This is a genomic window from Micromonospora sp. DT233, from assembly GCF_049841815.1.
GTDB lineage: Bacteria > Actinomycetota > Actinomycetes > Mycobacteriales > Micromonosporaceae > Micromonospora.
The window spans coordinates 83,894-106,504 of the sequence record NZ_JBNCLB010000002.1; the positions used below are offsets into that span (position 1 = coordinate 83,894).

Genomic DNA, 22,611 nt, shown 5'->3' on the forward strand with positions numbered 1-22,611 from the left:
GGCTCAGACCCCGGGCCGGCTCAGACCCCGGGCCGGCTCAGGCCCCGGGCCGGTCGGGCTGGGCGGTCGGGCCGTCCGCGCTGCGGTCGAGCACCTCGCCGAGCCGCTGGGCCAGCCCGAGGTGCGCCGAGCGGGCCTGCTTGAAGGCGTAGCGGAACAGCGGCGCCGGTGCGGCCAGGGTGATCTCCACGTCGATCCGGACCACCCCGTCCGGTTCGTCGCGCAGCCGGGTGTGGTTACGGACCGTCGTGGCCGGCCACTGCCGGGCCACCGTGACGATCTCGTCGTCGCCGAGCGTCAGCACGTCCGCCTGGTACGTCGCCGAGAAGCGCAGCGGCCCGGCGACGTGCCGATCGGTGATGGCGTAGCTGGACCGGGCACCCGGCCGGGGCGGCAGCCGACGCACCCGCGTGATCAACGGGTGCAGCTCGCCCTGCCGGGTGAGGTCGCCGAGCAACGCCACCGCCTCGGCCCGGGGGCAGCGGGCCTGGACCGAGTACTGAAAGCTGTCTCGCCGGAGCACGCCCCGATCGTGCCCCACCCACCCTCGGAAGGAAAGGACCGACCCGGCGCGGGTCCGTGGACTGCCGGCGCCCGGTCGGGGCCGGACGGCGGCGGCGAACTCAGGCCCCGGGGAGGACCTCGGGCGTGCCGGCCCCGGCGTAGTAGGGCTCCGGAGCGCCGAAGAGCCCCAGCAGACCGGTCACCCAGAGTTGCCGGTGCACGAACCGGCTCGGCTGGGTGACGATCAGCTTCACGCCGCTGACCTCGGCGGTCTGGAAGCCGGCGACCATCGCGCTGATGCCCACGGAGTCGATGAAGGTGACGAGGCGCATATTGAGCTCGATGCGGGCGGGAAGCCCCTTGGCGAGCACCTCGGCGATGGCCTCGCGCACCTCGTACGCGGTGTCGACGTCGATCTCACCGCGCGGGGCGATTTCGATGACACCACCAGACAGGACCGACTTGACGATCGACAGGCTCACGCGAGCACCTCCACTCGCCCGTTCACGGGCGCCTCATCAGTACGCGGGCCGCGACCGAGAGTATTCCTCCCACGGCCTCGGTCGCCACCCCTCAGGATGAGAAATTCGTGGATCAGGGCCAGCAAGCCAGCCCTTATCCGGACTTTTCACAATCTCACCGTCAAACGAGCGACCCATGGTCGACGTCGCCGACCCAGGGTAGCGGCGACCCCAGACATTCGCGTACACCCAACCCCCCGGCGGGGGCCCCCCCGGCGCCCTTTTTTTCGGGCGACGGTGCGCGCGTCGCCGCCGGTCCCGGCCCGGCCGTGCGGTTTTTGTCGGCGCGGACCCGCCGACAAGTGTCGAAATCCGCGCCGGCTCAGGGCATGCTTCGACAGTGGGAATCCACAGTGCGGGTCGGCGGGTGGAGGGGTGTCGTGCAGACCTTTCAGTGCTCCTCGTGCAGCCGGGAGATCAAGCCCGCCGCACAGTGCCCGCACTGCGGCGCGCACCAGCCCCAGTGGGCCGGGCACCTGGCGGACATCGAGCGCTCGATCGCCGAGATGAAGGCCCGCGAGGCCGCCATCGCCGCCGAGCAGCGCCAGATCGCCGCGAAGATGCAGGCCGCGCTCTTCCAGCGGGACATCCTCGCGCACGCCGGTGAGGAGCGCACCAAGCAGGCCACCCGGCCCCGCCGGGTGCTGCGCCGCCGGGCCGGCCGCCGCCCGCCCACCGCCACGACCGCCACCACCGGCGGGGCGCCGCCCCGGGTGCCCCGGCAGGGCGCCACGCCGCCCGGCCCGGCGGACCCGCCCCCGCCCCCGCCCGCGGCGGCCCGCTGGCTGGACGCCGACAACCCGGAGCACCCGCCGGAGGCGTCCTCCCGGGAGGTGCAGAACATCCCCCTCGGGCTGGGGGCGTTGCTGCTGGCCGTCGCCGCGGTGGTCTTCGCTGCGGTGGCCACCAGCTCGATGGACGCCCTGTCCCGGCTGGGCATCCTGGTCGTCGCGACGGTGCTGCTGCTGCTCGCCCCGCCGGTGCTGGCCCGGCGCGGGCTCACCTCGACCGCCGAGACGGTCTCCGCCGTCGGCCTGCTGCTGGTGCCGCTGGCCGGGTACGCGCTCTGGGCGGTGGACCGGGTCGGCGGTAGCGGCTCGGGGGCGGTCTTCGCCGCGGTGATCTTCGCAGGCACCGCCGTCGTCAGCTTCGGCTACGCGCTCTGGACGGGGCTGCGCGCGCCCCGCTTCGCCGCCGTGCTGGCCGCGCAGCCGGTGCTGCCGCTGCTGGCGTACGACCAGGTGACCGGCCCGGCCGGCTGGGCGCTGGTGCTGACCGCGCTCGCCGCCGTGGACCTGGCGCTGGCCCGCTCCCCGGTGACCGTCGAACCGCCGGTACGCGGCGACCTGCCGGCTGCGCCGACCGTGCCACCCGCGCCCCCGGCCGCCCCGCCGCCGCGCCGCTCCACCGAGGACGGCCGGCCGGAGGGCGCTCCGGAGGAGTCCGGCGAGGTCCTCGACCCCACCGCCGGCCTGCCCGCCGCCACCGCGCCGGCGACCCGCCCGGTTCCGGGGCTGGGCAGGCTGACCTGGCTGCTGCACGGCGCGGCGGTGGCGCTGGCGCTGGCGTACGCGGCGACCGCGCTGCTGAGCGCCGCCACGGTGCCGACGGCGGCCACGGCCGGCGGGGTGCTGCTGCTGGCCGCCCTGACGGGTCTGGCCGGGGCGCTGGTCGTGCGCCGGCAGCCACTGCCGGACGTGGCCGCCGCCATCCTCACCCTCGCGGTGATCGGCGCGTGGGGCCGGGTCGCCTCGGTGGCCTACCCGGGCCGGTCCCTGCTGCTGGTCGCCGTGATCATCATGCTCACCGGGCTGGCCGTCCGGGCCCTGCCGGTAAGGGCCCGGCGGGGGCCGCAGGCCGCCTCGGCGGCGGCGCTGACGGTCTGCGGCCTGGTCGTGGCCGGTGGCGCGCTGCGCGCCGGGCTGGCCCCCGCCCGCGCGGCCACCCCCGCCTGGGCGGCGGACCTGGCCCGCTACCCGGCCGAGCTGGCCGCCTCCGTCGGGCCGGCGGCCTGGCAGCTCGCCGTCAGCGCCTTCCTGCTCACCGTCACCGCCGCGCTGGCCCTGCCCCGGGAGATCCGCCGCGAGTTCGCGGTGGTCGGCGCGGGGCTGACCGCGCTCGCCGTGCCGGCGTCGTTCGGGCTGGGCTGGGCGGCGGCACCGTGGCCGATGGTGCTCACCGCCATCGGCATCGGCGTGGCCGGGCTCAGCGCCACCACGAACCGGGCCGCCACCGTGCACGCCGTCACCGCCACGGTGGTGGGTCTGCTCGGCGCGGGCGCGGGGCTGGCCCGTCCGGCGCTGACCGCCGCCGTGCTGCTCGCCCTCTTCCTGGCCGGCGCGCTGGTCGCGGTGGCCCCCCGGGTCCGCATCGCCGTCGCGCCTGCGGAGATCGTCGCCGGCTGGGCCGCCGGGGGCGCGGCGTTCGCCCTGCCGGGGGCCGTCGCCTCCTTCGTCGCCGCGAGCGTGCCGACCGACCCGACGCCGACCCCGACGAGCCTGCGCGAGGCCACCGTGCCGGTGCTGGCGGCGACGTTCCTGGCGGTCTGCGCCACCCTCGGGTACGCCGCCATGGTGCAGGTCTCCGAGCGGCACATCCCCGTGCCGCTGGCGGTGGGCACCGGCCTCGGCGCCCTGGTGGTGACCGCCGTCGCGTTCTTCTCGCCGGGGGCCACCGCCGCCGACGCCTGGGTGGGCGGGCTGATCCTGGTGGCCGGGACGCTGGTCTTCCTGGCGCCGTCGATCGACGCCAGTCGCCGCTCCGACCTCTCGTTCGACGGTGCCGACCTGGCCGCCGCCGCCGTCACCACGGCCCTGATCGCCACCCTGGTGCGGATCGCGTCGGTGCTCACCCCCGGCGGGCAGCTCGTGGTCGCCGCCGCGCTGGTGACGGTGATCGCCGTCGCGGCGCGGGCCATGCCGCAGGAGTGGCGACGCGGGCCCACCCTCGGGCTCGCCGTGGGTGGCACCCTGATCGGGCTGCTGGCCGGCTGGAGCGCCCTGCGCGGCGGCTGGGGCGTGCTGGCCACCCCGGGCCCGATCTGGGCGGGTGACCTGACCGGCTGGCCGGCCGCGCCGGTCGGCGGCTCCACCTGGCAGGGGCCGGTCGCGCTGGCGTTGCTCGGCGTCGCGGCCGGGGTGCTGCTGCGGCCCCCCTTGAAGTACTACGTCCCGGGCGTCGCCGCCTTCCTCGCCACCATCGGCGTGCCGGCCGCCTTCGACCTGCCCTGGTGGTCGCCGGTGCTGGTCGGCCTGGCCGTCGCCACGGCCTTCGGTGCCGCCGCGGCGGCCTCGCTCGAGCCGCGCGCCGGGCTGACCTGGGCCGTCGTGGCCGGGGCGGTCGGCCTGCATGCGGCCGGGGCCGGCCTGGTCCGCCCGTGGACCACCGCGCTGGCGCTGGGCGGCATCACGCTGATCGGCGTCGTCGTGGCGGCCCTGGCGCGGGTCTCCGCCGTGCCGCTGGTCGACGACGTCGTGGCCGACGGGATGCCGCCGCACCTGGCGCAGATCGGCGGCGGCGCGGCCGGGGCGGCGCTGTTCGCGTTCCCCGGCGCGGTCGCCGCCCTGGCCGCCGAGTACGGCCGCTCCCCCGACGTGGTGCTGACCGCCGCGCTGGCCGCGTCCAGCCTGGGGCTGGCGGCGATCGCCGTGGTCCGCCGGCAGGTCCCGCAGTACCTGCCCTACGCCAGCGCGGCCCTGGTGGGCGGCGCGACGGTCAGCGCGGTCGCCGCCATCGTGACGGGGCGCCCCTCCGGCGTCTACGCGGCCGCCGCCGCGCTGCTCGGGGTGCTCGCCGAGCTGATCCGCGCCGCCACCGTGCCCCCGGCCGCCGCGGCGCAGCCGGTGCGCCGGTGGTCGGTGCTGCTCAACGGCGCCCTGCGCCGGGTGCCGGGCGACGACGGCACGGCGGTCCGCTGGCGGGTCAGCCCGGCGGCCGGTGCGCTGGCCGCCGCCGCGCTGCCCACCGCGCTGGCCGTGGCCTCGCTCGCCCCCGCGCTGGTGGTGGCGCTCGTCGAGCCGTACGCCTCGCTGGGCCGGGTGTGGCAGGGGCCGCCACCGGAGCTGATCACCCCGCCTTCCGACGCGGTCGATCCGACGCACGTGCTGACCGCGCTGCTGCTCACCGTGACCGCGGCCCTGGCCGCCGTCGGTCTCAGCGGCGGCCGGCGGTTCCGGGCGGTGCCGGTGGTGCTGCCGGGGGTGGCGGTGACCCTGCTGATCACCCCGATCGCGCTCGGCCACGGCTGGCCGGAGAGCGTGCTGGCCGCGCTGTCGGTCTTCACCGTCTCGATGCTGGGGTTGGCCCTGACCCCGCCCCCGCCGCCGGCCGAGCGGGCACGCTCGCTGCGCACCGCGCGGGTGCTGGTCTTCGTCATCGGGCTGGCCGGGGGCGGGGCCGGGATCCTGGGCGGCCTGGCCACCCGGGAGCTGACCCTGTTCACCCTGGGCGGGGCGGTGGGCGTCGGCACGGTCGCCGCCCTCTACGGCACCACCCAGCGGGCCCGGATCCTGGGTTGGCTCTTCGCCTCGCTGACCGCGCAGCTCTTCGTCCTGGTCGCCGGCCTGGTCTCCGGGCTCGCCGCCGTCTGGTCCGCGTTCGGGGTGCTGGCGGTCGGCGCGGCCCTGCAGGTCTTCGCCGCGACCCTGCCCCGACTGCGCCGCCCCGAGGCGCAGCCGGAGGCGGCCACGGTGGAGTGGAGCGGGTACGCCGCCGCGCTGATCGCCCTGGCGTTGGCCTTCGACTCGCCCCGGCACATCGCCGCGCTGCTGGCCGCCTGGGGCGCCGTGCTCGGGGTGGCGGCGACCCGGCCGCACCGCCGCCCGGTGGAGCGGCGGATCCTGTTCTGGGCGGTGGTGCTCTGCGAGATCGTCGCCTGGTGGATCCTGATCCGCGTCGCCGACGTGGCGCTGCCGGAGGCGTACACGCTGCCCTTCGCGGCGCTGGCGCTGCTGGTGGGGGTGCTGGAGCTGCGGCAGCGGGCGGACCTGTCGAGCTGGGTGGCGTACGGGCCGGCGCTGCTGGCCGCCTTCGTGCCGACCCTGGCGATCGTGCTGGCCACCGACTCCAGCACGCTGCGTCAGGTGCTGCTCCTGCTCGGCGCGGTGGTGGTGCTGATCTTCGGCAGCATGAGCCAGCAGCAGGCCCCGGTGATCGTCGGGGGCGCGGTGACCGCCATCGCGGCGGTGCACGCCCTGTTCAGCCTCGGCCCCTGGCTGGTGCTGATCCCGGTCGGCCTGGTGCTGCTGATCCTCGGGGCCAGCAACGAGCGCCGCCGCCGCGCGCAGGACCGCCTCCAGACGGCCCTGCGCGGCATGAGATGAATCGGAGGGGCCCTGCGGCGTGGGTGGGTGGGCACGCAGAGTGGCGCCGGTGGTCGCGTGGGGCGACGGGCGGGTGAGGGGCCTAGCGCAGGGTGGCGTGCAGGGCGGCTTCCTTCTCGGCGACCATCGTCGCCAGGCCCTCCTGGTAGGCCACCATGCGGGCCCGCAACCCCGCGTCGGCGGCGGCCAGGATCCGCACGGCCAGCAGCCCGGCGTTACGGGCGTTGCCGATCGAGACGGTGGCGACCGGCACACCGGCCGGCATCTGCACGATGGAGAGCAGCGAGTCCATCCCGTCGAGGTGCTTCAGCGGCACCGGCACGCCGATCACCGGCAGCGGGGTGACCGAGGCGACCATGCCGGGCAGGTGGGCGGCCCCGCCGGCCCCGGCGATGATCACCTTGAGCCCTCGGTCGGCGGCGGTGCGGCCGTACTCGATCATCTTGTCCGGGGTGCGGTGGGCCGAGACGACCCCGACCTCGTAGCCGACCTCGAACTCGGCCAGAGCCTCGGCGGCGGCCTTCATGGTCGGCCAGTCCGAGTCGCTGCCCATGATCAGTCCAACGGTGCTCACGCCTCGCCGCCCTCCCGCAGCCAGCGGGCGGCCCGCGCCGCCCGCGCCCGTACCTCGTCCAGGTCGGTGCCGAGCACCGTGACGTGCCCGATCTTGCGGCCGGGACGGACCTGCTTGCCGTAGAGGTGCACCTTCGCGCCCGGCTCGGCGGCGAAGAGGTGGTGCAGCCGCTCGTCGATCGGCATGCCGCCCGGCTCCCCACCGAGGACGTTCGCCATCACCACCACCGGGGCGGTCAACCCGGTGTCGCCCATCGGGTAGTCGAGCACGGCCCGCAGGTGCTGCTCGAACTGCGAGGTCCGGGCCCCCTCGATCGTCCAGTGCCCGGAGTTGTGCGGGCGCATGGCCAGCTCGTTGACCACCAGCCCGGTCGAGGTCTCGAAGAGCTCCACCGCCAGCAGGCCGACCACGCCCAGCGCGGTGGCCAGGTCGATGGCGAGCTGCTGGGCGGCGAGCGCCCGCTCCTCGGCCAGGCCGGGGGCCGGGGCCAGCACCTCCACGCAGATCCCGTCGACCTGCACCGTCTCCACCACCGGGTACGCGGCGACCTGCCCGAACGGCGAGCGCGCCACCTGCACGGCCAGCTCCCGGCGCAGCGCCACCCGCTCCTCCACCAGCAGCGGGGTCCCGCCGGCCAGCAGGGTGGCGGCCAGCTCGGCGGCCTGTGTGGCGTCGTCGACCAGCCAGACGCCCCGGCCGTCGTAGCCGCCCCGGGCCGCCTTGAGCACCACCGGCCAGCCCTGCGCCGCGCCGAAGGCGACCAGGTCGGCGGGCTCGGTCACCGGCCGCCACGCGGGGTTCGGTGCGCCCAGCTCCGCCAGCCGCTCCCGCATGACCCGCTTGTCCTGGGCGTGCAGCAGCGCGTCGGCGGGCGGGAAGAGCTTCACCCCCTCGGCGGCGAGGGCGCGGATGTGCTCCGTCGGCACGTGTTCGTGGTCGAAGGTGACCACGTCGCAGCCGTCGGCGAAGGCGCGCAGGGCGGCCAGGTCGGTGTGTTCGCCGTACCGGACGTCGGCGGCGACCAGGGCCGCGCCGTCGTCGGGGGACTGGGCGAGCACGCGCAACGACTGGCCGAGGGCGATCGCGGCCTGGTGGGTCATCCGGGCCAGCTGGCCGCCCCCCACCATGCCGACAACAGGCAGACCGGTTCGGGTATCCATCTCGCCCGCCAGCCTAGCGGCGGCCCCGCCACCCCTTCCGGCGGAGGGGCGGGGCCCGGAGAGGGCTCGGCCTAGAGCTGGGCGAGCAGGTCCTCCACCGTGGTCACCGGGCGCTGGCAGACGAAACCCCGGCAGACGTACGCGGTGGGGCGGCCGTCGACCAGCGGGCGGTCGGCCAGCAGCGGCACGCCGGGCTGGTCGGGGCGGCCCGCGACGAGCACCGCCCCGGGCGGGGCGTGCCGGTACGCCGCCGCCACGAGCGGGTCACCGGCCGGGTCGTCGGTCACCACGGCGATCTCGTACGGGCCGGAGAGCAGCGCCTCGCCGACGGCCGCCGCGTACCCGGTGAACCGGGCGTGCCGGGCGACGATCGGGGCGACCGTGGCCAGGGCGGCCTCGGCGGCCTCCCGGTAGCGGCTCTCGCCGGTCAGCGCCGCGTACGCGACCAGGGCCGCGACGAGCGCGGACTGGCCGGAGGGGGTGGCGTTGTCGGTCGGGTCGGCCGGCCGGGTGACCAGCCGCTCGGCGTCGTCGGCGGTGTCGTAGAAGCCGCCGCCGGGGGCGGCGAAGCGGGCCAGCGCGGTGTCCAGCAGCTCGCCGGCCAGCGTCAGCCAGCGCCCCTCGCCGGTGAGCTGGTGCATCGCGCAGAACGCCTCGGCCACGCAGCCGTAGTCCTCCAGCACGCCCGCCGGCGCGCCGACGGTCCCGTCGCGGGAGACCCGGCGCAGCCGGCCGTCGACCAGGTGCACCCCGGCCAGGTGCTCGGCGGCGTCGCGCAGGGCGCCGTCGGCGACGATGGTGACGCCCTCCAGCAGGTTGGCGTCGGCCTCCTCGTCGCCGACCCCGCGCGCCTGCACGAGGCGGACGAACTCGGCGAGCGCGGTGATCGCCAGGCCGTTCCAGGCCGCCACCACCTTGTCGTCGCGGGCCGGCTGCGGGCGGGTGTCCCGGGCGGCCAGCAGCCGGCCGACGACGTCCCGCCAGCGGCCCCGGATCGCCGGGTCGGCGTCGTCGACGTCCCGGGCCAGCCGCAACACGCTCGTGCCGTGTTCAAAGGTGCCGGCCTCGGTGACCGCGAAGAGGTCGGCGGCGAAGCGCCCGTCGTCGGCGCCGAGGACCTCGACGAGCTGGGCCGGGGTCCAGGCGTAGGTGAGCCCCTCGACGCCCTCGGTGTCGGCGTCCAGCGCGGAGGCGAAGCCCTCGCCGGGCCGGTGCAGCTCGTCGGCGAGGAACCGGGCGGTGTCCCTGGCCACCCGCCGGGCCAGCGGGTCGCCGGTGAGCCGCCACAGGTGGGTGTAGACCCGCAGCAGCAGGGCGTTGTCGTAGAGCATCTTCTCGAAGTGCGGCACGGTCCAGTGCTCGTCGACCGAGTAGCGGGCGAAGCCGCCGGCGAGCTGGTCGTGGATGCCGCCGCGGGCCATCGCCTCGGCGGTGTGCCGGGCGATCTCCAGGCTCTCGGCGGAGCCGGTGCGCTGGTGGTGGCGCAGCAGGAAGAGCAGGTTCAGGTGCGGGGGGAACTTCGGTGCCCCGCCGAAGCCGCCGTTGCTGCGGTCGTACTCCCGGGCGAGCTGGCCGGCGGCGGCGTCGAGCACCTCGGCGGTGAGCGGGGCGGTCGGCCCGCCGACGGCCTGCGCGCCGCCGATCGCCTCGACCACGGCGGCGCCCTGCCGCAGCACCGCCTCGCGCTGCTCGCGCCAGGCCGTGCCGACCGACTCCAGCAGCCGCACGAAGTTGGGCTTCGGGAAGTACGTGCCGCAGAAGAACGGGGTGCCGTCCGGCGCGGCGAAGACCGTCATCGGCCAGCCGCCCTGCCCGGTCATCGCCTGGGTCGCGGTCATGTAGACCGCGTCGACGTCCGGCCGCTCCTCGCGGTCCACCTTGATCGCCACGAAGCCGTCGTTGATCAGTTTCCCGACGCCCGGGTCCTCGAACGACTCGTGCGCCATCACGTGACACCAGTGGCAGGCCGCGTAGCCGACCGAGATGAGCACCGGCACGTCGCGCCGCTTCGCCTCGGCGAACGCCTCGTCGCACCACGGCCACCAGTCCACCGGGTTGTCGGCGTGCTGGAGCAGGTACGGACTGGTGGCGCTCGCGAGTCGGTTCACCGAACGACCATAACCAGCGCCCGGCACGGCGGCATCCCGGTCCCGTCTGGGCCACCCGGAGCAACTAATCGTCTTATTGACACGAAGTAGCCTCGCACCTACCGTGGGCTTATCGTCATATCAACACTAACAGGCGCGGCCACGCGGCCGACGAAGGACGCGAGCGGCCACCCCCTCCGGTCCACCCAGGGCCCACCGATGCCCACAGATGGGACGTCATGACGAACCACGAGCCGACCGGCCCGGTCCCGACCCCGCCGGCCACACCGCCCTTCCCGATGCCGCCGATCCCCACCTCCAACGCCACCCGCCACCTCTGCGCGGGCGCGTACCTCGACGAGGACTTCCAGCGCGCCAGCCTCAACGAGGTCTACCACCAGCGTCGCCGCCTGATCGCCCCGTCGTACGGCTTCGACCTGGTCGCCGTGCTCGGGCAGTGCCTGCAGGCCCGACGGATCGCCGTCCTCCGCGACGCGGCGATCGTCGTGGTGACGGTGTCCGCCCTCTGCGCCGCCCCGCTGGCACTCTCCTTCGTCCTCACCGTGCTGATCACCCTCTACCTGTTCACCTCCGTCTGGCAGGTCGTCCGGGACACCACCCGGGAGCTGCGCCGGGGCCGGTCGGCCAGCGCCGGGCTCATCATCGGCCAGGCCGTCATCGCGATCTTCCGCCTCGTCATCGCGGTCGTCGCCTTCTCCCTACTCAGCCTGGTCGCGACGGGATTCGCCCTCGCCAGCATCGGCGAGGGCTTCGACCAGGTCAACACGCCCACCCCGGAGTCGTCGCTGGCCCCGGCGCTCATCATGGGGCTGCTGTTGGTCGTCTTCGGTGTGCCGATCGGGGCGAACCTGTTCCGACAGAGCCAGCTCGAACGGCTCGCCCCCGGCCACACGCCGCCCGCGCCGGCCCGCTCCGAGCGCTTCGACGAGATCCGGCGGCAGGAGAGCGGCAACACCGTCGTCTTCGCCGACTACCGGCCGTTCGTCGGCTCCGGCTTGGTGCTCAAGAACTGGGGCTTCGCCCAGCGGCTGGTCCGCGCCGGCGACCCGCTGACCGGCCTGACCCCCGAGTCGGACCGGGAGTTCGCGACCGCACCCTTCACCGCCACCGACCTGCTGGCTCACCTCCGCGACGAACTCGGTGGGCTCTCCAGCGATCGGGAGCCCGAGCAGCAGCTTCCCGGGTTGACCGTCGACGACCGGGTCTTCCTCGCCGGGACCGAGGTCGCCCACCTGACCCCGTACACCGACCCCGGCCACCTACCGGCGATCATCCGCCACCCCACCGCGCCGCTGCGGCACTTCCTGGTCTGCCAGGTCGTCTCCTGGCGCGGCGAGCTGGTCACCACCGTCTACGTCCACGTGGCGGTCCAGGGCCGATCGCTCTACATGGAATTCACCTCCACCGCGCTGCCGCCCTGCGCCGACCGGTTCCGGGTGGTCGACCAGGTCGGCGGGACCGGGCCCGCGGCGTTCGTCCGGGCCGGGCTCCAGGGCCTGCTGTACGCACCATCGACCATCGGCCGCGCCCCGCTCAACCTCCTGCGGGCGGGATTCGACGCCGTGACGAACGCCCTCTCCGGCGCTGGCGGCGGCCCGACCCGACCCGGCTACGACTACGGCGCGCGCACCAGCGTCCGGGAACTCGGGATGGCCGCCGACACCCGGCACCACCTGCAGGCCCAGGAGGTCGACAAGCACCAGCGGATCATCGAGCGCCGACTGCTCGCCGCCGCGCTCGACTTCCTCCAGGAGCGCGGGGTGGACACCAGCGAGTACCGGCAGCGGGCCGCGACCCTGCTCAACGCCGGCGCCATCGTCACCGGCGGCAGCCTCACCGTGCACGGCGACGTGCACAGCACCCAGACGAACGACCGCGCTGGCAAAGGGCTGGGGCAATGAGCGAGCACTGGGCCCGCAACAACACCGGGCTGCACGTCACCGGCGGCAGCGTCCAGGTCGGTGGCGACGTCAATGCCGTCCAGCACAACCACGCCAACGTGCGGGAATCCCTCGCGTCGGCCGACCGCCGGGCCGGGCGGCCCACCGACGTCGGGATCCTCACGGTGTTGCCGCTGGAGATGAGGGCGGTCGCCGAGATGCTGAGCCGGGTGCCCGACCACCGGATCGAGCAGATCTACGGTGGCCGGACGGTGCACCGGGCCACCTTCGCGGCCGAGGGCGGCCCGCTACGGGTCGTCGCCGCCCAGGCCCTCCAACCGGGCACGCACTCCGCCTCGTCGGCCTACCGGGAGCTCCGCCAGCACTTCGCGCCGCCGCTCGTGCTGCTGGTCGGCATCGCCGGCGGGATCCGCCCGGACATCTCGGTGGGCGACGTGATCCTGGCCGACGAGGTGATCCTGTACGACAGCCGTCAGGAGACCGAGGCCGGCCCTCGTCGCCGGGGGCGCACCCAGGCCACCGCGGCGGTGCTGCTCAACCGGGTCAACGACTTCCTCGTCCGGCACGGTCCGGTCGTGCACGCCGGGTCGGACGAGAGCTTCCACGTCCACCGGGGGCCGGTCGGCTCCGGCAACGCGGTGGTGACCGACGAGGGCTCGGCCATCCGGTCCTGGTTGACCGAGGTGCACCAGAAGACCCTGGCCGTGGAGACGGAGGCGGCCGGCGTCGCCGAGGCGTTCTACGAGGAGATCGCCGCCGACCGGGCGCTACGCGGCTGGATGACCGTCCGGGGCATCTCCGACCGGGCCGACCGACACAAGGGACACGCCGACCACGCCCTGGCGGCGCGGCACGCCGCGCTGGTCGTGGAGCGGTTCCTGCCGTACCTGCGCCTGGTCGAGGACGCGCGGTGACCGGCGCCGACGACCCGCGCCGGCCCGGACGTGCCCCGGTCCCCGCCCGGCCGGCGGCGCTGGTCCGCAGGCTGACCAGTGGGGAACTGGAGGCATACCTCGTCTCCGGGGCGGCGCTGGTCGTCGGCGCGCTCGGCCTGTTGAACGTGACCAGCCCGGACGTGGTCGCCGCCGCCACCCTGACCGTCCTCGGCGTGATCACCTTCGACCTGCTGACCGGGCGGCGGCGGCTGCGGGGCATCGAGTCCACCCTCCGCGAGCTGACCCGCCGCCTCCGCCCGGAGGGGGGCGAATCCGCCGACCGGCTGCTCACCGCCGCCATGCCGGGCGGGGCTGTGGGGCTGGCCGGCGCGCGGGACATCCGGCTGGTCGGGGTGACCCTGAGCCGGACGATCCGCAGCCACCTGGACGACCTGCGGCAGCAGTTGGCGGCGGGCGCCACGGTGCGGGTCGCGCTCATCGACCCGGCCGGCCCCGCCCCCGAGGAGGCGGCCCGCCGCAACGGGCTGCCCGAAGGCGGTGGCGAGGTCTTCACCCGCCGCATCCAACCCACCATCGATCTGCTCGACTATCTGGCCGGCCAGGAGGGCGGCGGGCGGCTGGAGGTCCGCCTGCTCCACTTCGTACCCGCCTTCGGCATGGCGCTGCTCGACCCGGAGGAGTCGACCGGCCACCTCTCGATCGACGTCTACTCCCACCGGCCCGACGGGCGCGAGGCGACGTTGACCCTGCGTGCCGACCGGGATCCGGTCTGGTATCGGCACTTCACCCGCGAGTTCGACCAGGTCTGGGCCGCCGGCCGCAGCCGCGATGGCCGAAGCCTCACCTGATCGGGATGCACGCGCCCGCCTCCGGGCCGGCCGCTACCCTTCCGTTGTGTCCGACCAGCGCACCGTCTTCCGAATCGCCATCGACCTGGCGATTCTCACGATCCGTGACGGCCGGCTGGCGGTCCTGCTGATCGAGCGAGGCAAGCCTCCGTTCGAGGGGCAGGCCGCGCTGCCCGGCGGCTTCGTCCGGGCCGGCGAGGACCTGGACGACACGGCAGCGCGGGAGCTGTCGGAGGAGACCGGGTTGGACGCTCGCGCGCTGCACCTGGAACAGGTCCGCACGTACGCCACGCCGGAGCGGGACCCACGCGGCCCGGTCGCCTCGGTGGCCTACCTGGCCATCGCCCCCGACCTGCCCATCCCGGTGGCGGGCACGGACGCGGCGCGGGCCCGGTGGGAGCCGATCGACCACGACCGGCTGGGCCACGGCTGGCTCGCCTTCGACCACGACACCATCCTGGCCGACGCCCTGGAACGGGCGCGGGCCAAACTGGAGTACTCCCCACTGGCCACGGCGTTCTGCGGCGAGACCTTCACCATCGGCGAGCTGCGCGCGGTCTACGAGGCCGTCTGGCAGGTACGCCTCGACCCGCGCAACTTCCACCGCAAGGTCACCGGGGTGAGCGGCTTCGTGGTGCCCACCGGGCAGCGGCGCAACCCGCCCACCGGCCGCCCGGCCGCCCTGTACCGGCGCGGCGACGCCACCATGCTCCACCCGGCGATGCTGCGCCCGCCCGCCGGTCGGTAGCAGCAGCACCGGAGGCGGTCAGTCAGGCGCCGTCGGCGCGCAGCGGGAAGACGTTGCCCTGCGCGGAGTCGAGCAGCGACCCGAGCACCGCGCCGATCTTGTCCGCCGGCATCGGCTTGAAGAAGTGGTAGCCCTGGGCGGACGTGCAGCCCAGCTCGGCCAGGGCGAGCCGCTGCTCGGCGGTCTCCACCCCCTCGGCGACCACCCGCAGGCCCAACTCGTGGGCGAGCCCCACGGTCGCCCGGACGATCGCCGCCGCCTCCGGCGACTCCGCCATCCGGATCACGAACGAGCGGTCGACCTTCAGCTCGTCGACGGGGATGCGGGTGACGAACGACAACGACGAGAAGCCGGTGCCGAAGTCGTCCACGGCGAGCTGCACGCCCATCGACCGCAGCGTGGCCAGCACCTCGTCGATGACGTCCAGCTCGCTCATCACCACCGTCTCGGTGATCTCCAGCACCAGCCGGTGCGGCGGCACCTGGTGGCGGCGCAGCGCCTCGCCGATCTCGGCCGGCAGCCGGGGGTCGAGCAGGCTGCGGGCCGAGAGGTTCACCGAGATCGGCACGTCCAGCCCCTGCCGGGCCCAGTCGGCGGCCACCCCGAGCGCCTTGTCCAGCACGTACCGGGTGAAGGCGCCGAGCTGCTCGCTGTGCTCCACCGGCCGGATGAACTCGGTCGGGCCGAGCAGTCCCCGGCGGGGGTGCCGCCAGCGGATCAGCGCCTCCACCCCGGTCGGCGCCCCGGTGGCCAGGTCCACCGCCGGTTGCAGGGCCAGCACCAGTTGGTCGTCGGCCGCGAGGGCCTCCCGCAGCTCCGCCAGCAGCGCGAGCGCGTCGGTGCTCGCGGCGTCCCGGGAGCTGTCGTACGCGGCGACGCTGCCGCCACCGCCCTTGGCCTGGTACATGGCGATGTCGGCCCGGCGCAGCAGCTCGGTCAGGTCGGCGGCCCCGGCCTCGGCCACCACCACCCCCACGGAGACCTCGACCGACATCCGCACCCCGGCCACCTCGGTGGGGGCGGCCAGCCGCTCGGCGATCTCCCGGGCCTGGCGCAGCGCGTACGCCAGCGGGGCGCTGCGGTCGCCGAGCACCGGGACCGTCGTCAGCAGCAGGGCGAACTCGTCGCCGCCGAGCCGGCCCAGCAGGTCACCCGAGCGGGTCAGCGCGCCCAGCCGCTCGGCGGTCAGCCGCAGCAACTGGTCGCCTGCGGCGTGCCCGAGGGTGTCGTTGACCTCCTTGAACTGGTCGACGTCGAGCAGCAGCAGGGCGACCGGGTGGTCATGGGCACGCTGCCGCAGGGCCCGGTCGCCCTCGCTGAGCATGGCGGCCCGGTTCAGCAGCCCGGTGAGCGGGTCGTGCACCGCCTCGTACGACGACCGGGCGGTGATCAGCCGCAGCTCGCGGTGGGTCGCCGCGTCGTGCAGGGCCGCGGCGAGCGCGTCGGAGAACGCGGCCACGGCGTCCTGCTCGCGGGCGGTGGGCGGCGCGCTGCGGGGGAAGCGGATCCGCAGCTCGCCGACCCGGGTGCTACCGACCTTCAGGGGCCGGACCAGCTCCCACGGGTCGGATTCGGCGCGGACCGGCGGGCCGACCTCCCGGTCGACGACCTGGCCGGCGGCGTCGACCCGGTAGCGCCGCCACCGGCCGTCGCCCCGCGCCACGTCGGCCTCGACCGCCTCGGCCCCGAAGAGGGTCGCCGCGCCGGTCACGGCGGCGGTGGCCACCCCCCGCTCGTCGAGCTGGTTGAGCCCGGCGGTGGCCTCGGCGAAGGCCCGCCAGCTGCGCCGCTCCTGGTCGGCGCGGAGCCGGTGCCGGTAGGTCTGCTGGAGCAGCCAGAGCACGGGCGGGCCCAGCAGCAGCCAGCGGGCGTCGACCTCCAGCAGCGCCACCACGGCCAGGCCGACGCAGACGTTCCCGACGAACATCAGCAGCTTGCCGTGCAGCGCCGCCAGCAGCGGCGGGGCCATCGGCACGCCGTGCCGCAGCGCCACGGTGACCCCGCCCAGCCAGGCGCCGACCAGCAGGTACGTCACCGCGCCGGCGACCAGGGCCAGCACGAGCTCCGGGGTGGGGGCCGCCAGCAGGGGCGCGCCGAAGGCGGTGGCGACGGTGACGGCCAGGGCGGTGGCGGAGGTCAGCGAGGTCACGATGCGGACGGTCTCCACCGGCGACCGGCGGTCGCCGGTCACGGAGAGCGCCGCCCAGGCCGCGCCGGCGCCGAGCAGCGTGGCGGCGGGCAGCCAGCCGGCGGGCACCAGGTAGAGGGAGACGATCAGCGCGGCCTCGCCCCAGGTGATGCTGGCCATCCCGGAGCCGACGCGGAAGCGCAGCCGGGCGAGCTGGGCGACGGCGAACGCCACGACGGCGACGGCGAAGCGGGCGGGGGCCGGGAGCGGATCGTCGGCCGGCAGCTCGGTGGGGAGGGTGAGGCCGACCACGACGGCCGACAGGGCGGTCAGCGCGACGGCGGCGGTCAGCAGCAACACGCGGTGCGGCACGCCGCGCACGCCGAGCCGGTCGCGGCCCCAGCCGGAGGTCACCGGCCCGGCCCGTCCGTCGACCGGTGCACGGCACGGTGGGCAGCCGTCGCTGACCCGGTCATCGGCGCCCCTTCCCGCGCGCGGCTAAGGGGACTCTTGGCCCCCGGCGGGAAGGCTAAGCCAAAGCCGGGGGCGGCAACAGGGGGCGACAACGGGCTTCGGCGTGAATCACGCCCGGATCACGCGTCTCAGCCCTGCTGGGACGCCCCGGGAGTGGCCGGGCGTGACTCCTGCCTCTCAGTCCCGTCTGTCGGATCGACGACTGAATCCTCCACCCGGACCGGCCCGGGGGCGGTGCCGGTGGCGGGGAAGCGGTCGGGCAGCCGGCGCAGCCGGGCGTTCATGTTGCGGATCAGCAGCACGGTCGCGGTGGCCAGGACCAGGATGAGGAACAGGCCCATCGGGCCGGCGAGGCCCCCCGTGCGGGTGTCACCGAAGTTGTTCTCCGCGAGCACCTGGGCAGCGGTCAGCATGGCGTTCCTCCGTAGTGCGACTGGTGACCAGGGTAGCCCGCCACCGGGTCAGCGGGCATGGACCGTGCCGCGCACCCCGGCGAAGAGGTCGGATTCGGGCACCGGGCTGTCGACCACGGAGCGGGCGATCTCGAAGTCCTCCGTCGGCCAGGCCTCCCGCTGGAGCTCCATCGGCACCTGGAACCAGAACCCGTCCGGGTCGATCTGGGTGGCGTGGGCGCGCAGCGCGTCGTCGCGGACGGGGAAGTAGTCCGCGCACTCGACCCGGGTGGTGATCCGGCGGCCCCGGTCGGGGCGCTCCTCCCACCGCTTGAACCACTCCTCGTACGGCGAGGGCAGGCCGGCGGCGACGATGCGGTCGTGCAGGGCCTGGATCTTGTCCCTGGAGAACCCCACGTCGTAGTAGAGCTTGAGCGGCTGCCAGGGCGCACCGAGCTCGGGGTGCCGGGCCGGGTCGCCGGCGGCCTCGAAGGCGGCGACGGTCACCTTGTGGGTCATCACGTGGTCGGGGTGCGGGTAGCCCCCCTCCTCGTTGTAGGTGGTGACCACGTGCGGGCGGAACTGGCGCATCAGCCGCACCAGCGGGCCGGCCGCGACCTCGACGTCCTGCAGGGCGAAGCACCCCTCGGGCAGCGGCGGCAGCGGGTCACCCTCGGGCAGCCCCGAGTCGACGAAGCCGAGCCACGCCTGCTCGACGCCGAGGATCGCCCGGGCCGCGTCCATCTCGGCGCGGCGGATCTCACCGATGTTGGCCCAGACGTCCGGCCGGTCCATCTTGGGGTTGAGCACGCTGCCGCGCTCGCCGCCGGTGCAGGTCACGACCAGCACGTCGACCCCCTCGGCCACGTACTTCGCCATGGTCGCGGCACCCTTGCTCGACTCGTCGTCGGGGTGCGCGTGAACGGCCATGAGGCGCAGTTGCTCTGCCACGTGCGGCGCTCCTCGTTGATCCCACCGATGCTGACCTGACGCCGGACGCGGGCCGACCTGTCATCCTTGAGTCATCATCGGTGATTCGGCGCTCGTCCGACGAGTCGGCGCCGGGCTTGGAAGATGGACCCTGCCATTCTTGCCGATGCCACCGACAACGACGCCAGGAGATACCCAGCGGTGACCGAGACGCACGCCACAATCGCCCCCGCTGCCCCGGTCTTCCCGCCCGGCCGCTACGGCCGCCGCCGGGAGACCGGCCGCCGCCCGGCGCTGGTCGCCCTGCTGGCCGTCGCGCTGGTGGCGGTGCTCGGCGTGGCCGCCTACAGCCAGTACGACAAGTACGGCGACCCGGACTACGACGCGAAGGTGATCTCCTACACGGAGATCACCGACAACCAGGTGGTGATCGACTTCCGGGTGACCGTGCCGGTCGGCGAGTCGGCGACCTGCCTGCTGCGGGCCCGCTCGTACGACGGCGCCGAGGTGGCGCGGGAGGAGGTGACCCTGCCGGCCCGCGCGGGCGAGTCGCAGCTCGGCCTGCGGCACCGGCTGGTCACCACCGCCCGCCCGCACGCCAGCGAGGTGGTGCGCTGCCGTCCCACCGGCTGAGCTGCCGAAACGTTCCCCTGCCGCACACACTCCGGGTTCCGTCACCGGCACCCGCGGTAATCGCCGGCACCCCTACGGGCGCGGCACTGGTAACTTGGTGGTTTACCGTCAGCCAGTCCGAACACACGAGGAGACCGCCTGTGTCCAACACTGACAACGAGGCTCCCGCCACCTGGCTGTCCCAGGACGCGTTCGACCGCCTCCAGGGCGAGCTCGACGAGCTGATCGCCAACCGACCGGTCATCGCCGCCGAGATCAACGCCCGGCGCGAAGAGGGCGACCTGCGGGAGAACGGCGGCTACCACGCCGCCCGCGAGGAACAGGGCAAGGCGGAGGGCCGGATCCTCTACCTCAAGGAGCTGCTCCGCACCGCCAAGGTCGGCGAGGCCCCGACCGCCGACGTCGTCTCCCCCGGGATGGTCGTCACGATCTACTTCGACGACGACACCGCCGACACCGAGACCTTCCTGCTCGGGTCGCGGGAGATCTCCTCGACGACCGAGCTGACCGTCTACAGCCCCGAGTCGGCGCTCGGCAAGTCGATCCTCGGCAGCCGCCCCGGGCAGACCGTCACCTACACCGCGCCGAGCGGCGCGGACATCAAGGTGACCGTGGTCAGCTTCGAGCCGTTCGCGGGCTGAGCCCACCCGACGTCTCCCCGGGGCCGGCTGCCGGCCCCGGGGAGACGTCGGTCCCGCGCCCGCGGGGGCGCGCTCAGGACCCCGCGGCGAGGACCACCTGGTAACCGCTGGCCCGTAGGGCGCCGATCAGCTTGTCGGAGTGCTCGACCCCCCGGGTCTCCACCGACAACGCCACCTCGACCTCACCGAGGTGCAGGTGCGGGTTGGCCCGCTGGTGCTCCACGTCGACCACGTTCGCCCGGTGCTCGGCGATCTCGCCGAGCAGGGAGGCCAGCTGTCCCGGCCGGTCCGAGCAGCGCACGGTGACCCGCAGGTACCGCCCGGCCGCCGCCAGGCCGTGCTCGATGACCCGCATCATCAGCAGCGGGTCGATGTTGCCGCCGGAGAGCAACGCCACCACCGGCGTCTCGACCTGCATCACGCCGGCCAGCAACGCCGCCACGCCCACCGCCCCGGCCGGCTCCACCACCTGCTTGCCCCGTTCCAGCAGCATCAGCAGCGCCCGGGAGATGTCCTCCTCGGTGACCGTCACCACCTCGTCGACGAGCTTGCGGACGTGGTTGAAGGTGAGCTCCCCCGGGCGTCCCACCGCGATGCCGTCGGCGATGGTGTTGAACACCGGCAGGCGGACGGGTTCCCCGGCGGCCAGCGACGGCGGGTAGGCCGCCGCCCCGGCCGCCTGCACCCCGATCAGCCGCACGTCCGGCCGCAGGGCCTTGACCGCGACCGCCATGCCCGAGATCAGGCCGCCCCCGCCGACCCCGGTGATGATCGTCCGTACCTCCGGGCACTGTTCGAGGATCTCCAGCGCGACGGTGCCCTGCCCGGCGATCACGTCCGGGTGGTCGAACGGGTGGATCAGCACCGCCCCGGTGCGCTCGGCGAAGGTCTGCGCCGCGACCAGGGCCTCGTCGACGGTGTGGCCGGCCAGCTCGACCTGCGCGCCGTACCCCTTGGTCGCGGCGACCTTCGGCAGCGGCGCGTTCACCGGCATGAAGACGGTGGCGTGGGTGCCGACCAGCCCGGCGGCCAGCGCGACGCCCTGCGCGTGGTTGCCGGCGCTGGCGGCCACCACCCCCCGGTCGCGCTCCGCCGCCGACAGCCGGGAGATCCGCACGTACGCCCCACGCACCTTGTACGACCCGGCGCGCTGGAGGTTCTCGCACTTGAGCCAGACCGGCCCGCCGAGCGCCGCGCTCAGCGGCCGGGAGGGCTCCAGCGGGGTGGTGCGGGTGACGCCGGCGAGCAGTTCCCGCGCGGCGCGCACGTCGGCCAGACCGACCAGTTCCGTCATGCCCCGATCGTGCCACCCGTCGCCCCGGCCACCGGCGGCGACACCACCCCGCGCACCCCCGCTACCTGCGGCGACGACTCCGTGACGGCACAGCGCCGGGCGGTGACGCGGTCACGCCGTGGCCGGTGCGCCCGTCCCGCTGCGGGGGTAGCCGGGGGCGTGCCGGGCCCACGGCGCCTCGAGCTCGAACTGCCCGGCGACGCCGAGCAGCAGCAGCTCCGAGCCGGGCGGGCCGACGAGCTGCACCGCCACCGGCAACCCGTCGGGACGGCGGCCCACCGGCACCACGATCGCGGGCAACCCGGCGATGTTCCACGGGGCGGCGTACGGGGCGTACCGGATGCTGGCCGCCATGTTCGCCCGCCAGGACCGGCCGGACCAGGCGGCGGCCGCCGGCGGCGGGCCGGCCAGCGCCGGGGTGAGCAGCAGGTCGACCGAGTGGTCGGCGAAGAAGTCGATCGAGCGGGCACGCCAGGCGGCCCGGTCGGCCTCCCGCACGTACCCCCGGCGGTGCGCCCACTCCCCCAGCGCCACGTGCCGGCGGGTACGCCGCTGCAGGCCGCGCCGGTCGAGCCCGGCGGCCCGCACCTCGGTGGCGGCGGCGGCGAACCAGGTGGCGATGCCCTGCAGGCCCAGTTTGGTCGGGTAGACCGGGTCGGCGGGGACGGTGTCGTGACCGGCGGCGGCCAGCAGCCGCCCGGCGGCGGCCACCGCGTCCCGGTTGGGCGCGTCGGCCGAGATGCCGCGGACCGGGGAGGCCAGCGAGACGCCGACCCGCAGCCGCTGCGGCGGGACCAGCTTCTCCTGCCGCCGACCGGCGAGCACCTGGAAGCCGACCGCCGCGTCGGCGACCGTGGTCGCCAGCATGCCGTGCTCGGTCAGGCCGAACCAGTCGTCGGCGCCGAGCTGGCAGGGAACCACCCCCCGGCCGGGCTTCAGCCCGACCAGCCCGCAGCAGGCCGCCGGAATCCGGATCGAGCCGAGCCCGTCGTTGCCGTGCGCCAGCGGCACCAGCCCGGCCGCGACCGCGGCGGCCGCCCCGCCGGAGGAGCCGCCCGGGGTGCGCCCGGGGTCCCACGGGTTGCGGGTGACCGCGCTGGGGTCGTCGGTGAGCGCCCAGAGGCCCAGCTCCGGCATCCGGCTCACCCCGAGGATCACCGCACCCGCGCCGCGCAGCCGCCGGACCACCTCGTGGTCGGCCTCCGCCACGGCGCTCCGTACGGCGGCCGAGCCGTTCCAGGTGGGCAGGCCGGCGACCGGGGTGTTCTCCTTGACCGCGACCGGCACCCCGGCCAACGGAAGGTTCGCCAGCTCCTCCTGCTCGTCGACCTTCTCCGCCTCCGTGATCGCCTCCCCGCCGCGCACGGTGCGGAACGCGGCGAGGTCCGCGTCGGCCCGGGCGATGTGGTCCAGGTGGTCGGCGACGACCTGGGTGGCGGAGACGTCACCCCGGCGTACGCCGCGAGCGATCTGTTTCGCGGTCGCACCCACCCAGGTCGGCATGATGTCCTGCACGGCCACCCTCCCCAGCCAGCGGT

17 protein-coding genes are annotated in these 22,611 nt (G+C 75.2%); 7 read left to right on the top strand and 10 right to left on the bottom strand.

Annotation, left to right across the window (positions count from 1 at the left end; genetic code table 11):
- Positions 1-37: 37 nt before the first annotated feature.
- Both ACLQ2V_RS04510 and ACLQ2V_RS04515 read right to left on the bottom strand, forming a co-directional pair.
- A complete protein-coding gene (locus ACLQ2V_RS04510) occupies positions 38-523 on the bottom strand; it encodes an SRPBCC family protein (RefSeq protein ID WP_425717083.1) in 486 nt (161 codons plus the stop codon).
- Between the two features lie 100 nt (positions 524-623).
- Positions 624-986, bottom strand: a complete 363-nt coding sequence (locus ACLQ2V_RS04515; RefSeq protein ID WP_425717084.1) for an STAS domain-containing protein — start codon at positions 984-986, stop codon at positions 624-626.
- 419 nt (positions 987-1,405) lie between these two features.
- On the opposite strand from ACLQ2V_RS04515, the gene ACLQ2V_RS04520 reads away from it, so the two are divergent.
- Positions 1,406-6,346, top strand: coding sequence for an SCO7613 C-terminal domain-containing membrane protein (locus tag ACLQ2V_RS04520; RefSeq protein ID WP_425717085.1), 4,941 nt, complete (start codon positions 1,406-1,408; stop codon positions 6,344-6,346).
- Between the two features lie 82 nt (positions 6,347-6,428).
- On the opposite strand, the gene purE is transcribed toward ACLQ2V_RS04520, so the two are convergent.
- The 3 genes from purE to ACLQ2V_RS04535 form a co-directional block, all read right to left on the bottom strand.
- Positions 6,429-6,920, bottom strand: a complete 492-nt coding sequence (gene purE, locus ACLQ2V_RS04525) for a 5-(carboxyamino)imidazole ribonucleotide mutase (RefSeq protein WP_425717086.1) — start codon at positions 6,918-6,920, stop codon at positions 6,429-6,431.
- A complete protein-coding gene (locus ACLQ2V_RS04530; protein WP_425717087.1) occupies positions 6,917-8,080 on the bottom strand; it encodes a 5-(carboxyamino)imidazole ribonucleotide synthase in 1,164 nt (387 codons plus the stop codon). Before ACLQ2V_RS04530 ends, purE begins: the two co-directional genes overlap by 4 nt.
- 71 nt (positions 8,081-8,151) lie before the next feature.
- Complete coding sequence (locus ACLQ2V_RS04535) at positions 8,152-10,188, bottom strand: thioredoxin domain-containing protein (RefSeq protein ID WP_425717088.1); 2,037 nt, start codon at positions 10,186-10,188, stop codon at positions 8,152-8,154.
- Positions 10,189-10,406: 218 nt separating this feature from the next.
- Here ACLQ2V_RS04535 and ACLQ2V_RS04540 point away from each other — a divergent pair, with 218 nt between their 5' ends.
- Genes ACLQ2V_RS04540 through ACLQ2V_RS04555 form a run of 4 tightly spaced genes read left to right on the top strand, consistent with a single transcriptional unit; the run spans position 10,407 to position 14,581 of the window.
- Positions 10,407-12,089: a hypothetical protein gene (locus tag ACLQ2V_RS04540; RefSeq protein WP_425717089.1), complete on the top strand. Its 1,683-nt coding sequence runs from the start codon at positions 10,407-10,409 to the stop codon at positions 12,087-12,089.
- Positions 12,086-13,003: a hypothetical protein gene (locus ACLQ2V_RS04545; RefSeq protein WP_425717090.1), complete on the top strand. Its 918-nt coding sequence runs from the start codon at positions 12,086-12,088 to the stop codon at positions 13,001-13,003. Before ACLQ2V_RS04540 ends, ACLQ2V_RS04545 begins: the two co-directional genes overlap by 4 nt.
- Positions 13,000-13,833, top strand: a complete 834-nt coding sequence (locus ACLQ2V_RS04550; protein ID WP_425717091.1) for a hypothetical protein — start codon at positions 13,000-13,002, stop codon at positions 13,831-13,833. The genes ACLQ2V_RS04545 and ACLQ2V_RS04550 overlap by 4 nt, the downstream gene beginning before the upstream one ends.
- A gap of 46 nt (positions 13,834-13,879) precedes the next feature.
- Positions 13,880-14,581, top strand: a complete 702-nt coding sequence (locus tag ACLQ2V_RS04555; protein ID WP_425717092.1) for an NUDIX domain-containing protein — start codon at positions 13,880-13,882, stop codon at positions 14,579-14,581.
- A 22-nt stretch (positions 14,582-14,603) separates the two neighbouring features.
- Here the strand turns inward: ACLQ2V_RS04555 and ACLQ2V_RS04560 are convergent, their stop codons facing one another.
- The 3 genes from ACLQ2V_RS04560 to mca form a co-directional block, all read right to left on the bottom strand.
- Positions 14,604-17,123: a putative bifunctional diguanylate cyclase/phosphodiesterase gene (locus ACLQ2V_RS04560; protein WP_425717093.1), complete on the bottom strand. Its 2,520-nt coding sequence runs from the start codon at positions 17,121-17,123 to the stop codon at positions 14,604-14,606.
- 188 nt (positions 17,124-17,311) lie between these two features.
- Positions 17,312-17,596: a hypothetical protein gene (locus ACLQ2V_RS04565; protein ID WP_425717094.1), complete on the bottom strand. Its 285-nt coding sequence runs from the start codon at positions 17,594-17,596 to the stop codon at positions 17,312-17,314.
- Positions 17,597-17,644: 48 nt separating this feature from the next.
- Complete coding sequence (mca, locus tag ACLQ2V_RS04570; protein ID WP_425717095.1) at positions 17,645-18,526, bottom strand: mycothiol conjugate amidase Mca; 882 nt, start codon at positions 18,524-18,526, stop codon at positions 17,645-17,647.
- Between the two features lie 180 nt (positions 18,527-18,706).
- Here mca and ACLQ2V_RS04575 point away from each other — a divergent pair, with 180 nt between their 5' ends.
- On the top strand, positions 18,707-19,138 hold the full coding sequence (locus tag ACLQ2V_RS04575; RefSeq protein ID WP_425717096.1) for a DUF4307 domain-containing protein: 432 nt from the start codon (positions 18,707-18,709) through the stop codon (positions 19,136-19,138).
- A 140-nt stretch (positions 19,139-19,278) separates the two neighbouring features.
- The gene (gene greA / locus ACLQ2V_RS04580; protein WP_425717097.1) at positions 19,279-19,779 is read left to right on the top strand and encodes a transcription elongation factor GreA; all 501 of its coding nucleotides are present in this window, start codon (positions 19,279-19,281) and stop codon (positions 19,777-19,779) included.
- Positions 19,780-19,852: 73 nt separating this feature from the next.
- Here the strand turns inward: greA and ilvA are convergent, their stop codons facing one another.
- Together ilvA and ACLQ2V_RS04590 are read right to left on the bottom strand one after the other, a co-directional pair.
- Positions 19,853-21,073 (bottom strand): threonine ammonia-lyase, encoded by a 1,221-nt coding sequence (gene ilvA / locus ACLQ2V_RS04585; RefSeq protein WP_425717098.1) that lies wholly within the window; start codon positions 21,071-21,073, stop codon positions 19,853-19,855.
- Positions 21,074-21,184: 111 nt separating this feature from the next.
- Positions 21,185-22,594, bottom strand: a complete 1,410-nt coding sequence (locus ACLQ2V_RS04590; RefSeq protein ID WP_425717099.1) for an amidase — start codon at positions 22,592-22,594, stop codon at positions 21,185-21,187.
- Positions 22,595-22,611: the final 17 nt, after the last annotated feature.